This is a genomic window from Proteus hauseri (genome assembly GCF_040139125.1).
GTDB classification, from domain to species: Bacteria; Pseudomonadota; Gammaproteobacteria; order Enterobacterales; family Enterobacteriaceae; genus Proteus; species Proteus hauseri_B.
Genome location: NZ_JBEEUB010000003.1, coordinates 243,629 through 259,802 on the forward strand (window position 1 = coordinate 243,629; position 16,174 = coordinate 259,802).

Sequence of the window (16,174 nt, forward strand, 5' to 3'; positions counted from 1 at the left end):
TAATAGTTACTTATTATCAGGTTATAAATCAGCACGCATCAATTGTGTTGAGTTTGAATTTAATTCAATCCCTCTATTTTTACCCACAACAACGGTGCCGCCTAAGTTACAAAGATGATAGCCAAAGCCACAATTGGGTTCAAATGCAAATGTCATTCCCTCTTGTAACACTAATTCTCGACCAGGATTTGGTAATCGCTCAATTTGTTTGTAACGACTCGCTAAAGGAAGTGATTCAATACCTGGTGCCGTGCCAAAACCAATGGGTCCATAAGGATTAATGCTATGGATCAGAGGATGAACATGCCAGCCACCTGATTTTAAAAGCGGTTTTTCCATTAAATCAACCACTTCACCAAAAGTGACTCCAGCTTTCAAGCAATCCACTCCAATTTCATAACATTCTCGTGCAACTAATGCCGCTTTTTCTAGATTTTCGTGAATTTTGCCTACTGCAACTGCCGCTTGGTGTTGTGTTTCATACATACCATATAACGCGAAAATCTCTGATAAAACAATATCACCGGTTTGAATTTCACGAGGAGCTTGAGAGCGATATTGCCAAGCTGGAGGTCCCCAACCAATATATTCAGAGCCTGAACCTAATAAAATTTCAGCGGTAAAACCACCTCGAGACAAGCATGTTGCCGTAATTGCTGCCGCTAAATCGGCTTCTGTTGCGCCGGGTTTAGTTGTGACGCGCATCGCTTCACTCATCGCTTCACCAATCGCTGCGGCATATCTTACATGCTGCAACTCTTCTTCACTTTTTACTGAAGCTCGTTTAAAAAAGTCACGATATACACAACTAAACTTAGCATGAGGAAAAGCATCTTTAATGCCATTAAGCGTATTAAATGGCATTGCACCATCGAAATAAAACGGTGGATAAGGCTCTAAACCAATGACACCAATATGAGCATTTTGCTGTACACCCATTTCTTTTAGAAGTTGGGCAATATTACGCCCCGTTTTACCTACAACTAAGTTATCTTCATCAATCCATTGCAAATCACCTCGTAACTTGGCTTGCATATGATCCGCTATCATCATTGGAGCAAAAGTCACAATCAGAGGTTTTTGATTTTCATGAAAGATAACCACAGAACCTAATCGATCATTAGTAAAATAGTGGTCGATACAAAACGGTGCAGGTGCTGCAGATTCTCTATCACCATAGACAATCAGTGTATCTAATTGATTATCTTTCATTATATCTCTAGCGAGTTGCCAACGTCGGTCTCTCTCTTGTAAAGAGAAACTTGCTGGAATAACTAATTTCTCGGTCATTATATTATCCTTTTCGATATTCATTCATTTGAATGAATTAAATTTAGATCGAAAAAAAATAATCGTCAATCATTTGATTGATCAAAAAATGCGCTTATAAGTAACATAATGATCTTATTGGGATTTAATAAATAAAAAAATCCGCCCTATCTTTCAATATGACGAATTTTTATTATTTAGAGCTAATATTAGCTTTTTTGCGGTCTAACCTTAGGTCTAATAAACATTGCTGGAATAGTTAATGCAGCCATTAGCCAAAAAATAGCCCCCTCTTGTCCGGGTAATTTTTCATATAGCCAACCTGAAATAATCGTCATTACAGCAATACTTCCACCCATTGCTAATGCAGAATAAACCGCTTGTAAGCGAATAATTTCATGCTCTTGACGCGCGCTAATAAAACGCATTGCAGCTAGGTGACAAACCGTAAATGTTCCGCTGTGTAATATTTGAACAACAATCAGTGCTGGTAATGCGGTAAAACTGCCCATTAATCCCCAGCGTAAAAGCCCACAAAATGCAGAAAGCAATAATAGATTTCTTGCACTCCAACGACGAAATAAGCGATGGCTCAGCATAAAAACAACAACTTCTGCAACAACGCCCAATGACCATAAATAGCCTATTGTGGCGGTATCATAGCCCGCTTTTTCCCAATAAAGAGCACTAAAACCGTAATAAGCAGCATGTGCACCTTGTAATAAAGATACGCATAATAAAAAACGCCAAACAGGAGCATCTGAAACTAACTGCATAAAGGTGATATTGCTATGTTCTGCTTTTTTCACCTTACCTTGCGGCATAACTTTAGGGCGCAGCATTGAGGTTAAAAATAGTGCCAATGTACTTGCAATTAATCCATAAAGAATAATGGGATGTCCATAAGCATCAATTAATATTCCTAGTAATGATGAACTAATAATAAATGCTACCGAACCCCAAACACGGATTTTTCCATAATCAAATGGAAACTGTTTCTGCCAAGTCCCTGCTAAAGAGTCCCCCAATGGCACCATTGGCGAAAAGAATACGTTGAAACCAGTCATAACAAAAAAGAGCCATGCCCAGTGAGTTCCAAACATAAATGCAACGGTGAAGAGTAATGAGAGAAAAGCAAGTAGTCGTAGCGCAGTAATAAGTTTAGATGGATCCTTTACCGCAGGAGTTAAAACTAGGCTACCAACAAAACGCGCGGTTAAACCTACCCCTAATAATAAACCTATCATTGCAGGATCGACACCTTCGCCTTTTAGCCAAATTGACCAAAATGGTAGAAAAATGCCATATGAGAAGAAATATGTAAAATAATCTAAGGCAAGCCACAATGTTGATGGAATTACCATCCAATCCCCCATTTTAAAAATGCAAAAAAACCCGCCAAGAACATGTTCTCGTAGCGGGCTTGTATAACGGGTTTTATTATAACGTTACAAACTTATGCGTAAACCGGGAATTTAGCGCAGATACCCAAGACTTTCTGTTTAACTTTTTCAATGTTCGCTTCATCATTGATGTTATCGAGGATATCACACATCCAACCGGCTAATTCACGCGCTTGCGCTTCTTTAAAACCACGACGAGTAATAGCTGGAGAACCGATACGAACACCTGAAGTAACAAATGGGCTACGAGGATCATTTGGTACGCTATTCTTGTTAACAGTGATATTTGCACGACCTAAAGCTGCGTCTGCATCTTTACCTGTAATGTCTTTATCAACTAAATCTAATAAGAACAGGTGATTTTCAGTTCCGCCAGACACTACTTTATAACCGCGTTCTAAGAAAACTTCTACCATTGCTTTAGCGTTTTTAGCCACTTGTTGCTGATAAACTTTAAACTCTGGCTCCATTGCTTCTTTTAATGCTACCGCTTTACCTGCGATAACGTGCATTAAAGGACCACCTTGAGAGCCTGGGAATACAGCAGAATTGAGCTTTTTATAAAACTCTTCGCTACCACCTTTAGAAAGAATAAGACCACCACGTGGACCTGCTAACGTTTTGTGGGTTGTTGTTGTCACTACGTGAGCATGTGGAACAGGGTTAGGATAAACGCCTGCTGCAACCATACCTGCAACGTGAGCCATATCAACAAACAGGAAAGCACCAATGCTGTCTGCAATTTCGCGCATTTTAGCCCAATCAACCAGACCAGAATAAGCAGAAAAACCACCAATAATCATTTTTGGCTGATGTTTTTTAGCTTGAATAGCGATATCTTCGTAGTCGATTTTACCTGCTTCATCAATACCATAAGGTACGATGTTATACAGTTTACCAGAGAAGTTAACTGGTGAACCGTGAGTTAAGTGACCACCTTGCGCCAAGTTCATACCTAATACAGTATCACCCGGTTGTAACAGTGCCATATAAACAGCAGCATTAGCTTGAGAGCCTGAATGTGGTTGAACGTTAGCGTAATCGGCACCAAATAGCGCTTTAGCACGATCAATTGCCAGTTGCTCTACAACGTCAACATATTCACAACCACCGTAGTAACGTTTACCCGGGTAGCCTTCTGCGTATTTATTTGTCAGCTGAGATCCCTGCGCCTGCATAACACGAGGGCTGGTATAGTTTTCGGAAGCAATTAATTCGATATGTTCTTCTTGACGAACAACTTCACCTTCCATCGCGTTCCATAATTCTGGATCGTAATCAGCAATATTCATTTCACGTTTTAACATTCACATCTCCTGACTCAGCTAACTTCACTAAAGACAAACTCCCTTGCGGGAGAAAGAATGGCATACAGTGTAAACTCTTTTTCCTAATTGAGATAGCCCCAAAAGAAAAAATACGCAATCGATTGCCAACCAATTATAACAGACCTTTATTACTTTTTAACAACCTCATTTTATCCTGTGCATAATCCTGTTTTTGAGGGTGATATCGCTAAATTATGCAAACCCTCCACATCATTCTCTAAGAATTACAACTTTTCTTAAAAAAAATAAAAATGACTATTTATGACTAAATCAAAAAAAAATAAATTGCATGTAAAATATATGTTATAAAATTTCACAACCAAATGAAAAGAATTCAGGAACAATGACGTTGGTATTGAGAAGAACAAACGGCATTATGACTATTTTGGTCCCCATGCTGTTGTTACAGAATAAGTAGCACCAACTTTTTATTTATTAATAATAGATATTAGAATTAGATATAAATAAAAAGCACTGAATAATGTATCAGTGCTTTTAGAATTATTTAACTTCACGAAAATTAATATTTAATGATATTTTTCTCAATTGAGACCGGAATAGTATGATCTTTAGCCGAAAATCCATACCAAATAACACTAATTAAGCACAGTGTATAACCAAATAATTCGGTGCCCTCTTCTACCATATTTTTAACTGCTCGATTGTAATCTTTGCCTAAGAGTTCTCGCCATAACTCTCCCATACCAAATAGACGAGAAAAAAGCAGTACACACAATAAACCAGATACCAACATGCCATGACTTGGGTGCGTGATAAAATGGATTAATCCTTTTAAGGTTTTCTTACCTTCTCTTATTGCAATAGCAATACAAATAAAGGTTACTGTTAGTGCGAACCAAATCCACGAACCATGTGCTAATTGGTCAAATACGCCATCTAATTCACGGATCAAAACACATAAGAAAAAGCCCATAATTAGTGTAAAACTACCGCGCATTTCACTATCTAGGTATGCTTTAATAAAAAAGCAGAGGCAAATAATAGCAACGATTATCTCTTGCCCAAGCTCAGTAACAGAGGTTTCTGAAATACCATTATCCAGTATCAAAATATCAATAAAAATAAATCCCGTCGTTAATGCTACAAGCATTGCTGCACATAAAAATAACGCTAAACGCTTCAATAAATAATTAAACACTATTATTTTCGTCCATATTTTTAATCTAAACTTAATGTAGATAATAACGATTTGGTTGATTTACTAAATAACATTTTGTGCCATTAAATAAATATTTATCAGTCAAATAAATTACAATAAATCATTTTCTGAATGATTAACAAAATAAACAGCACAATAAGTAAAACATAAAACAGAGAAGAATGAATATACAAAAAACAGCTAAAATATTAGGCATAATAAATTAAATAAAAAAAACCGAGCCCAAATATGGCGCTCGGTTTTTTTAGAAAAAGACAATAATTAAAATAGCAGTAGATTATTTAACGTTTAGATGGCTTCCTCGTCTTGTTCACCCGTCCGAATACGAATAACTCGACTCACATCAAAAACAAAAATTTTACCATCGCCAATTTTACCTGTTTGAGCTGTTGTCATAATAGTATCAACACAGCTTTCAACAATTTCATCAGAAACGACAATTTCAATTTTTACTTTAGGTAAAAAATCAACCATGTATTCAGCACCACGATAAAGCTCGGTATGCCCTTTTTGGCGACCAAAACCTTTTACCTCGGTCACTGTCATTCCCGTTATACCAACTTCTGCTAGTGCTTCTCTAACATCATCCAATTTAAACGGTTTAATTATCGCTTCAATCTTTTTCATCGTATTATCCTGCTATTACCAGTTGTTGCGACCAAAACCGCATGTAATGGGGTATCGGCGATCTTTACCGAAATTACGACTCGTAATACGCGGTCCTACCGGTGCTTGACGTCGTTTATATTCGTTAATATCGACTAATTTTATCACTTTTCGGACTGTATCTTCATCAAATCCAGCGGCAACTAACTCAGATACGGATTTATCCTGCTCAACATAACCTTCAAGAATTGCATCAAGAATATCATAAGGTGGTAAATTATCTTGGTCGGTTTGTCCTGGTGCTAATTCTGCTGAAGGTGGTCTATCAATTACACGTTGTGGTATAGCCGGAGAAATTGTATTGCGATATTGAGAAAGTGCAAAAACTAAGGTTTTAGGCACGTCTTTTAACACATCAAAGCCACCCGCCATATCACCATAAAGCGTAGAATAGCCAACTGCTGATTCACTTTTATTACTGGTTGTTAATACTAAACGACGACGCTTATTTGACATCGCCATTAAGATAACCGCTCGGCAACGTGCTTGCAGATTTTCTTCTGTCGTATCTACTGCCGTATCTTTAAACATAGGTGCTAACTGCGCCATAAAAGCATCAAACATAGGTTCTATCGAGACGGTATCAAACTCAACATCTAATAAATCAGCCTGTTCTTTCGCATCATGAATACTCATTTCGGACGTATAGCGAAATGGCATCATTACTGCTTGAACATGCTCTTTACCTAATGCATCAGTAGCGATTGCAACGGTTAAACCTGAGTCAATTCCACCTGATAAACCTAAAATAGCGCCATTAAAACCATTTTTAGTTACGTAGTCTCGCGTCGCCAACACCAATGCTTGATAAACTTGTGCTAACGGTGAAAGTTCCGGAGCAAGATCTACCATCGGAATAATAGTCAATTCGTCAAATTCAACGGTGGTGGTTTGTTCATCAAATGCGGCTAAACGATGCGTAATAGCACCGCGTTCATCAAATACTTTAGAACAACCATCAAAAACTAACTCATCTTGACCACCAATTTGGTTAAGATAAACCACCGGAAGGTGTGTTCTTTGGCAATGCTCTTTTATCAGTTGAGTACGAATATGGGGTTTTTCACGACTATAAGGAGACGCATTAATGGATAATACTAAATCAGCGCCTGCTTGTTTTAGCGCATCAATAGGTTCATTAATCCAGATATCTTCACAAATCAATAAACCTAAGTGATAGCCTTTGAAAGGGACAACACAACGTTCATTACCCGGCTGAAAATATCTTTTTTCATCAAATACACCGTAATTAGGTAACTGCTGTTTAAAATAACGCGCCTGTAATTCACCCTTATAGAAAAACGACAATGCATTATAAATATTGCCGTTTTGCCACCAAGGATGCCCAACTACTATCGCTATCTTTTTACTTGCTTGTTCTAAACGAGTTAGTTGTTTTTCGCACCGTTGTTGGAAATCAGGACGAAAGAGAAGATCTTCAGGAGAATAGCCACATAAAGCGAGTTCAGAAAACAGCACTAAATCGGCGTCTTCTTGCTCTTTTACTGTGGATAACATGCGTTCACAGTTGCCTTCGATATCACCGACAACCCAGTTTAGCTGTGCAAGTGCGAGCTTTAATTTACGACTCATAGAAATTAGTCTCTCTGGCTATCTTTCTAATTAAAAGAAAGTTAGTTTAAAAATATATTCGTTATCTGAAAAGCTTATTCTTTAAAATCATTAGGATCCAGCTCATGGCGAGATAACAATTTATAAAATTCTGTTCGATTACGCCCAGCCATACGTGCAGCTTGAGTTACATTGCCTTTTGTCATTTGTAATAATTTTCTTAAATAAGTCATTTCAAAATGCCCCCTTGCTTCTGCAAAGGTTGGCAACGCCGTATTTTCACCCTGCAATGCCTGAGTAACAAGCGCTTCGCTAATAACAGGTGCTGTTGTTAATGCAACACACTGTTCAATCACGTTAACCAGCTGACGCACATTACCAGGCCAACTTGCCGCCATTAAGCATTTCATCGCATCTGTTGAAAAACTTCTGACAAAAGGCTTATGACGTTTAGCCGACTCTCGCAATAGATGATTAGCTAAAACAGGTATGTCTTCCGCTCTTTCATTCAATGTAGGAATACGCAAACTCACTACATTTAAACGGTAGAATAGATCTTCACGAAATTCATTGCGTTCCATCGCTTTTGGTAAATCACGATGCGTAGCAGAAAGAATACGAACATCAATATCAATATCACGATTACTTCCCAAAGGACGTACTTTACGCTCTTGCAGTACTCGCAATAATTTAACTTGCAGTGGCATTGGCATATCACCAATTTCATCTAAAAAGAGCGTACCACCTTCTGCGGCTTGAAATAACCCTTCACGACTACTTACAGCACCAGTAAAGGCACCTTTAGCATGACCAAAAAGTTCAGATTCAAGTAATTGTTCAGGTAAAGCACCGCAGTTAATTGCAATAAATGATTTTTTAGCTCTTGGACTTGCTCGATGAATAGCTTGAGCAAGTACCTCTTTACCTGTTCCACTTTGCCCATTAATCAATACACTAACATCTGATTGAGCGACAAGTTTAGCTTGTTCTAATAAGCGCAGCATTTGTGGGCTACGAGTGACAATATCTTTTGACCACTCTTCATCTGAAACCGTTGTGACTAACTCTAAAGCCTCATCAATTGCTTTATACAGCGCATCTCGGTCTACTGGTTTGGTTAAAAAGCTAAATACACCTTGTTGTGTTGCAGCAACAGCATCAGGAATAGAACCATGTGCAGTTAGAATAATCACGGGCATTCCGGGTTGTTGACGCTGAATTTCAGCAAACAACGCCATTCCGTCCATCTCATCCATACGTAAATCGCTGATAACAAGGTCTATTTTTTCTTTTAATAGAAGTTTTAGTGCTTCTTGCCCACTTTCAGCGGTAAAGATATGAAAACCTTCACTTGTTAATCGCATACCCAGTAATTTTAATAACCCGGGATCATCATCTACAAGCAAAAGATTTGCTGATTTATGGCCAGCCATGCACGTTCTCCTTATTTAGATCCTGCTTCAGTTGGTTTTTCTGTCGCTGGTTTATCAGTACCGACTTTAGCCGGTTCTGTTTTAACTTGTTCAGGTTTACTTGGTTCAGGTTTTGCTGCCGTTGTCACTGTATCGGGTTTATCTGCTTGTGGCTTACTGTTTTGAGGATCCACAGTTATCGATTGCGTAGAACTTGCTGCCTCTGCGCTCTTTTCAACGGTAGTTTCCGCTGTAGTTGGTGGCGTTGTTGTCGGATTTTCTACACTGTTGTTTTCAGCTGATGTTGAAGCGGCTTCAGAAAGTGTACTGTCTGACGATAATGTATCAACCGATGTTCCTTGTTTTCGACTTGATAATTGACGCTCAATTTGTGTCAGATTTTCCAGCTTCTTCAAGGTGATTTTTAATTCATGTTCTAGCGCTACATTCTCTTTTTTCAGTAACTCTATTCTATTTTCAGTTTCGGTAGAAAAACGACGATAGCGATTTTTTTCTTCCGCTAAAGATAAAATTAATGTCTGATTTTCAATCCAAGTGGATAAAAGAACACGCATAGAGCTAGGAAATTGTAACTTATAACTTTCGAGTAGCACCAATTGAGTTCGACGCTCAGCAATAGTCATTCCTGCGCGTTCTAATAGAATGCTCTTATAAAAAGCATTGTCCCACCCCGTTACTACAACACGACTTGCTTGGCGCTGCGCTTCTGTCGTCATGATGCGGTTGGTACACTCTATGGTACGCAACCAATAGAGAGCATTATTAATCCCTTCATCATAAAATGCGCTTAAGGTTTTACATTCAGCCCAGCGATAATCTATCGTTTTTTGTTTAACAACCGGGGGTTCTGGTTCTGGATTTAGTGTTTCAGAAAGTGATTTAGTCACACATCCAGAAAGGACAAAAGGAAGTAGAATTGGCAATAGATATAAGTGCCAATTTGATGCGATTTTTCTAGTCGATGCAGGGGCCATAGTTAATTTTTCAGCACTAAGCGTCTTTTTGTTTATTTTTATATGCCCATGATGAGCAGACACTTGTAATTGTGACCTGATTTGCATTATTTATTCTCAGAAAGTAGCGGTAGTTCAATACGAAAACAGACATCAGCATAGTCAGAAGGAACGACGTTTAATTCACCATCCATTCTTTTGATACAATCATGAGCAATGCTCAATCCTAAACCACTTCCTTTTACCGCCCCTTTACGCAGTAGCGTACCTTGGAAAAACGGCTCAAAAATCATTTTTTGTTCTGATTCTGGAATAGGTGTGCCTTTGTTGGCTATATCAATAACTATTTTCTGTTCAACTTGATAACTAGAGATCCAGATATTACCCGATTCAGCGCCATAGTGCACCGCATTCGAGTAGAGATTGTCGATAACTCTAGATAATAATGTGGCTTCTGCACGACATTTTGTCAGATTTAACGAAATTATCGTCTTAATATCTTTCGCTCTGGCAGGTAAGCTGTGCGCTAATACTACATCATTTATCAAATCAGTAAGATTGACTTCTTCTATTTGTTGAGGAACTTCAGAAAGCTTACGGTTATAATCTAATAATTGCTCAATCAACAATTGAAGTTGTTTACTACTGTTATCAAGGATTGACACCACTTCTTTTTGATCAAGCGTTAAAGGTCCTGCAACCTCATCAGCTAATAATTCTGTACCTTCACGCATACTTGCTAAAGGTGTTTTCAATTCATGTGAGATATGTCGTAAAAACTCATGGCGTTGCGACTCTAGCCAAGCCAAGCGTTCGCTTAACCAAATAATTCGCTGAGCTAAAGAACGTAACTCTCTTGGACCTTGAAAAGCATCAAGATTATTACTTAATGTTCGCCCTTCGCCTAATCGATTGATCATTTTTTCGATTCGTTTTACAGGACCAATAATCATTCGGGTAAATAACGCAATTAAAATAAGACTAAAAACAAATACAATCAGACTTTGCCAACCGAAATAACGCCCTTTCTCCGCTATCGCCATTTGCAGTTGCTCACCGCGATTAAAAATAATTTCTTTTGTTAAAACAACAATACGGTTATTAGCATAAGAGAACTGTTCTAACGCTTGCTGCATCTCTTGCGTTGGTTCGCTGTTTTCACATTGAATGAGTTTGAGTTTTGCCAGTGAGGAATTAAGCACTTCAGCTTCTTTAGAGGCAGAGAGTGAGATAATAGTTTGTTGGAGTGTAGAGAACATTTTGGCATATTGCTGATAGCGCTGCTGATACATATTTTCATCAGTTTTATCGCGTAACACACAATATCGTCGGTAGTTTCCTTCCATTTCTATGGCTAAATTTCGCATTACTTCACTACGCTCAGTATCAGCGAGTGCATTTTTATTAGTAATAGCCGCTTGATTACTGAGTTGATCAAGACTTTGATAAGCCTGATAAGCCAGTACCAACAGAGGTAATAGCACCATCCAAAATGCCATGATGACAAGCTGTCTTAAAGAACGGGGAAAAATACGCCACTTTTTCAATGAAATCATCTCAACACCTATTAGAGTAATGCGATGCTACATGACTTGAAAACAAGAAAAAAGTCCGACTTTGAAAATTAGGTAAGATAAACGAACATAAGATGGGAAATTTGACAGGCTCTTTAAGAGGGAGAGCGGAATATCTTATCAAGATACTCCGCTCATCAATATTTCATCTCTTTTTTCTTTAAAAGAGAATGAAGGTGGTGCCTCACTCCACGTGTCGCCCTGTGTTTGATAAGGTCCGAAGACGAGTATCATGATGTTGGACGGTAGGCACCTTACTCTGGCGTCATTCCTGGCTTATGTGGTATGTTCCCACCCATATTGTGGACCGACATAAAAAGTTGAATGAGCAACTGATTACTATAATGCACAATGCATGCCAACTTTTAAAGTAAACCAACAACGTCATGTTTTTAAAGAGAAAATAAAAACACCCTCTTAATTTATTACTTAATACCTTTTTTTATTCAGTCAAAAAACAAACAAGCTGTCTCTATATGCAGACAGAGTTATACTAAATTTAATTAATCATTATAATTCAATTAATTAAATGTCGCCAAATAGAGACAGTAAGAATGTTAAATGTCGTTGTTTTTATACAACATAAAAATAATGCTTAATTATCAATAAAATAAAACCCCTACTTAAGTAGAGGTTTTTCTATTTATAACTAATCAGACAGTTAACTCATCATACTGTTAATTAATCAAACTGCTTTCTCGCATTACGGAATAAACGCATCCATGGACTATCTTCTCCCCAATTCTCAGGGTGCCATGAGTTACTCACGGTTCTAAATACACGTTCTGGATGTGGCATCATTATAGTTGAACGACCATCAGGCGTTGTTACTGCGGTTATCCCTTTTACTGAACCATTTGGGTTTAATGGATATTGTTCTGTCGGCTTACCATAATGGTCAACAAAACGTAACCCAACTAAGTTTTGTGCTTCTAATTGAGCAACTTGTTTCGCAGAGCGGAATTCAGCAAAACCTTCACCATGAGAAACCGCAATTGGCATTTGTGAACCTACCATGCCTTGTAACAGTAATGATGGGCTTTCAGTCACTTTAACTAAGCTAAAGCGTGCTTCAAAACGCTCTGAACGGTTACGAACAAAACGAGGCCATAAATCAGCACCCGGAATAAGTTCAGATAATGTAGACATCATCTGGCAACCATTACAGACGCCAAGAGATAAAGTATCTTGGCGCTCAAAGAATTGAGCAAACTCATCACGTAAACGCGAATTGAATAAAATAGATTTCGCCCAACCTTCACCTGCCCCTAACACGTCACCATAAGAGAAACCACCACATGCCACCAGCACATCAAAGTCAGCTAATGAACGCTGCGCTGAATGTAAATCACTCATATGCACATCGATAGCATCAAAACCTGCTCTATCAAATGCCGCAGCCATTTCTACATGAGAGTTAACACCTTGTTCTCTTAATACCGCAATGCGAGGACGACTTCCTGTTGCTATATAAGGTGCTGCGATATCTTCAGTTGGATCAAAAGTAAGGTGAACATTTAATCCCGGATCATTACGATCTTGCTTCGCATTATGTTCTTCATCTGCACATTCAGGATTATCACGCAGACGTTGCATTTGCCATGTTGTTTCAGCCCACCACATGCGTAATGTACTGCGTTTTTCATGATAAACTTCGGTTTCGCGGCTATGGATAACAATGTCATCACTTTGTGTTGCTTGACCTAAATAGTGTAAGCAATCGGATAAACCTACCTCAGTAAACAGTGCTTCTACTGCTTCTTGATGTTGTTCACTGATTTGAATAACACCGCCAAGTTCTTCATTAAATAACCCAGCAAGAATATCTTCATCATAAGCGCTAATATCAACATTTAAACCACAATGCCCTGCAAATGCCATCTCTGCTAATGTAACAAATAGACCACCATCAGAACGGTCATGATAAGCGAGTAACTTGCCTTCATTTACTAGTTGCTGCATTGCATTGAAGAACTGTTTTAATTGTTCAACATTACGAATATCAGCCGCCTTTTGACCTAATTGGCGATAAACCTGAGCTAATGCGGTTGCACCTAATGCATTATGCCCATTACCTAAATCAATTAGGTATAAGCGGTTTCCTGCTTGAGTAGATAATTCTGGTGTTACTGTTTTGCGTACATCTTCAACTCGTGAAAATGCGGTTATCACTAAAGAGAGCGGTGAAGTAACTTCTTTTGTTTCACCATTGTCGTCTTGCCAACGTGTTTTCATCGACATCGAATCTTTACCGACTGGAATAGTGATTTCCAGTTCAGGACATAGCTCTTCCCCCACGGCTTTTACTGCATCATATAGACCCGCATCTTCACCAGGATGACCTGCTGCTGACATCCAGTTAGCTGATAGTTTAATGCGTTTTAATGCTTGAACATCAGCACCAGCCATATTGGTTAACGCTTCGCCAACCGCCATACGCGCCGATGCCGCAAAATCTAACAGTGCGATAGGTGCTCTTTCACCTATCGACATCACTTCACCATAATAGCTATCTAGTGTAGCAGTAGTGACAGCGCAGTTAGCAACAGGTATTTGCCAAGGTCCAACCATTTGATCCCGTGCAACCATACCTGTAACAGTACGGTCACCAATGGTGATTAAAAAGGTTTTTTCAGCTACAGCAGGAAGATGTAGAACACGATATACCGCATCTTTTAAATCAATTTCTTTGCGTTCTAAATAGTCGCCAGCTGTTTTGAGTGTTTTAACATCTCGCAACATTTTTGGCGCTTTACCTAATAGAATATCTAAAGGCATATCGATTGGCTGATTATCAAAATGCGCATCGTTTAATACCAGATCACGCTCTTGTGTTGCTTCACCAATAACCGCATAAGGCGCTCTTTCACGTTGACATAACGCATCAAATAGAGGCATTTTTTCTGGTGATACAGCTAATACATAGCGCTCTTGAGATTCGTTACACCAAATCTCAAGTGGGCTCATGCCTGGTTCGTCATTTAATACATCACGCAGTTCAAAACGACCACCTCGACCACCATCATTCACTAATTCAGGCATTGCATTCGAAAGACCACCAGCACCCACATCATGAATAAATAGAATCGGGTTATCACTCCCTAACTGCCAACAACGGTCGATAACTTCTTGGCAACGACGTTCCATTTCAGGGTTATCACGTTGAACAGAAGCAAAGTCTAAATCAGCATCAGATTGACCTGATGTCATTGAAGATGCAGCACCGCCACCAAGACCGATATTCATTGATGGTCCACCAAGTACAATTAACTTAGCGCCAACAGTGATTTCCCCTTTCTGCACGTGGTCTTCACGAATATTACCAATACCACCAGCGAGCATAATCGGTTTATGGTAACCACGAATTTCAATGCCATTATGGCTATTAACTTGTTCTTCATACGTTCTGAAATAACCAAGTAAGGCTGGGCGACCAAATTCATTATTAAATGCCGCGCCACCAAGAGGTCCTTCGGTCATAATGTCTAAAGCATTAACGATACGCTCTGGTTTGCCAAAATCTTCTTCCCATGGCTGTTCAAAACCCGGAATACGTAAGTTAGAGACAGAAAAACCCACAAGTCCAGCTTTTGGTTTTGCACCACGACCAGTTGCGCCTTCATCACGAATCTCTCCACCAGAACCTGTTGCTGCTCCTGGCCAAGGAGAAATTGCTGTTGGATGGTTGTGAGTTTCAACTTTCATCAAAATATGGACGGGCTCTTGGTGATAATGATAATGCCCTTTTTTTGCATCAGGATAGAAGCGACCAGCAACAGAGCCTTCCATAACAGCGGCATTATCTTTATAAGCAGACATAACATAATCAGGTGTCTGCTCAAAGGTATTCTTAATCATTTTGAATAATGATTTTTCTTGCGATTGACCATCGATAATCCAATCAGCATTGAATATTTTATGGCGGCAATGCTCTGAGTTGGCTTGTGCAAACATATAAAGCTCAACATCTGTTGGGTTGCGTTGTAATCGCTTAAAAGCATCGACTAAATAATCGACTTCGTCGTCAGCAAGTGCGAGCCCCATTGCTATATTTGCACGTACCAGTGCTTCTTTACCTTTTGCCAAAACATCAATCGTTTTGAATGGCGCGGGGGTTTGCACTGAAAAAAGTGCGTGTGCATCTTGATAATTTAAGAAGATGGTTTCCATCATACGGTCATGAATCAAACCATAAAACAGCTGCCACTGTGCTTCAGTCATTGCATCGCAATCAATAAAGTAAGCCATGCCTCGTTCAATTCTAACAATACTTGCTAATCCGCAGTTATGCGCAATATCTGTCGCTTTAGAAGACCATGGTGAAATAGTTCCAGGGCGAGGCGTAACCACTCGCATTTCCCCAACAAGTTCATGCTCTGTTAATGAAGGTCCATAATGCAATAATTGGCTTAATTTAATTTGGTCATCTTCAGATAACTGCCCTTCCACTTTGGCGAAATGGACAAACTCCGCATAAATACCTCGGACAGGAAGATGATTTTCCTGACATTGTGTTAATAGTTTATTAATACGAAATGCGGACAAAGCCGGGGAGCCACGCAGGATTTCCATAGTATTGAGTTCTCTCTTTTAGCAGCTAATCTGAACGGTCATTCAGGGGAAACGCGCCTAGTATAATAGAATAACCGCTCAGACGAAACCGTTTGCGTGAACAAAATAACGGCATTTAACTTAGAGTGTTTTAATGATTAATTGGTGTAATCAAGTTGCGTCTTAGCAATATGTTAAGCAGAATGCTCAATTACTGGAAATTTATCCATGTTAAAATGACTACT

At 39.0% G+C, this 16,174-nt stretch carries 10 protein-coding genes; all 10 read right to left on the bottom strand.

Annotated elements, in window-relative coordinates; translation table 11 throughout:
- Window positions 1-21: 21 nt before the first annotated feature.
- Entirely contained in the window at window positions 22-1,290 is a 1,269-nt protein-coding gene (locus ABN099_RS07025) for a M24 family metallopeptidase (RefSeq protein ID WP_349462935.1), read from the bottom strand.
- A 188-nt stretch (window positions 1,291-1,478) separates the two neighbouring features.
- The gene (locus ABN099_RS07030) at window positions 1,479-2,633 is read right to left on the bottom strand and encodes a 3-phenylpropionate MFS transporter (protein ID WP_349462936.1); all 1,155 of its coding nucleotides are present in this window, start codon (window positions 2,631-2,633) and stop codon (window positions 1,479-1,481) included.
- Window positions 2,634-2,725: 92 nt separating this feature from the next.
- Window positions 2,726-3,979 (bottom strand): serine hydroxymethyltransferase, encoded by a 1,254-nt coding sequence (glyA, locus tag ABN099_RS07035; protein WP_349462937.1) that lies wholly within the window; start codon window positions 3,977-3,979, stop codon window positions 2,726-2,728.
- A gap of 541 nt (window positions 3,980-4,520) precedes the next feature.
- On the bottom strand, window positions 4,521-5,111 hold the full coding sequence (locus ABN099_RS07040; RefSeq protein WP_349463124.1) for a hypothetical protein: 591 nt from the start codon (window positions 5,109-5,111) through the stop codon (window positions 4,521-4,523).
- 357 nt (window positions 5,112-5,468) lie between these two features.
- On the bottom strand, window positions 5,469-5,807 hold the full coding sequence (glnB, locus tag ABN099_RS07045; RefSeq protein ID WP_129037242.1) for a nitrogen regulatory protein P-II: 339 nt from the start codon (window positions 5,805-5,807) through the stop codon (window positions 5,469-5,471).
- 15 nt (window positions 5,808-5,822) lie between these two features.
- On the bottom strand, window positions 5,823-7,439 hold the full coding sequence (locus ABN099_RS07050) for an NAD+ synthase (protein WP_349462938.1): 1,617 nt from the start codon (window positions 7,437-7,439) through the stop codon (window positions 5,823-5,825).
- 74 nt (window positions 7,440-7,513) lie between these two features.
- Window positions 7,514-8,851, bottom strand: a complete 1,338-nt coding sequence (gene glrR / locus ABN099_RS07055) for a two-component system response regulator GlrR (protein ID WP_349462939.1) — start codon at window positions 8,849-8,851, stop codon at window positions 7,514-7,516.
- Window positions 8,852-8,862: 11 nt separating this feature from the next.
- Window positions 8,863-9,912: a two-component system QseEF-associated lipoprotein QseG gene (gene qseG, locus ABN099_RS07060; RefSeq protein ID WP_349462940.1), complete on the bottom strand. Its 1,050-nt coding sequence runs from the start codon at window positions 9,910-9,912 to the stop codon at window positions 8,863-8,865.
- Complete coding sequence (locus ABN099_RS07065; protein WP_349462941.1) at window positions 9,912-11,360, bottom strand: sensor histidine kinase; 1,449 nt, start codon at window positions 11,358-11,360, stop codon at window positions 9,912-9,914. The genes qseG and ABN099_RS07065 overlap by 1 nt, the downstream gene beginning before the upstream one ends.
- Window positions 11,361-12,059: 699 nt before the next feature.
- Complete coding sequence (purL, locus tag ABN099_RS07070) at window positions 12,060-15,950, bottom strand: phosphoribosylformylglycinamidine synthase (RefSeq protein WP_349462942.1); 3,891 nt, start codon at window positions 15,948-15,950, stop codon at window positions 12,060-12,062.
- Between the last annotated feature and the right edge of the window lie 224 nt (window positions 15,951-16,174).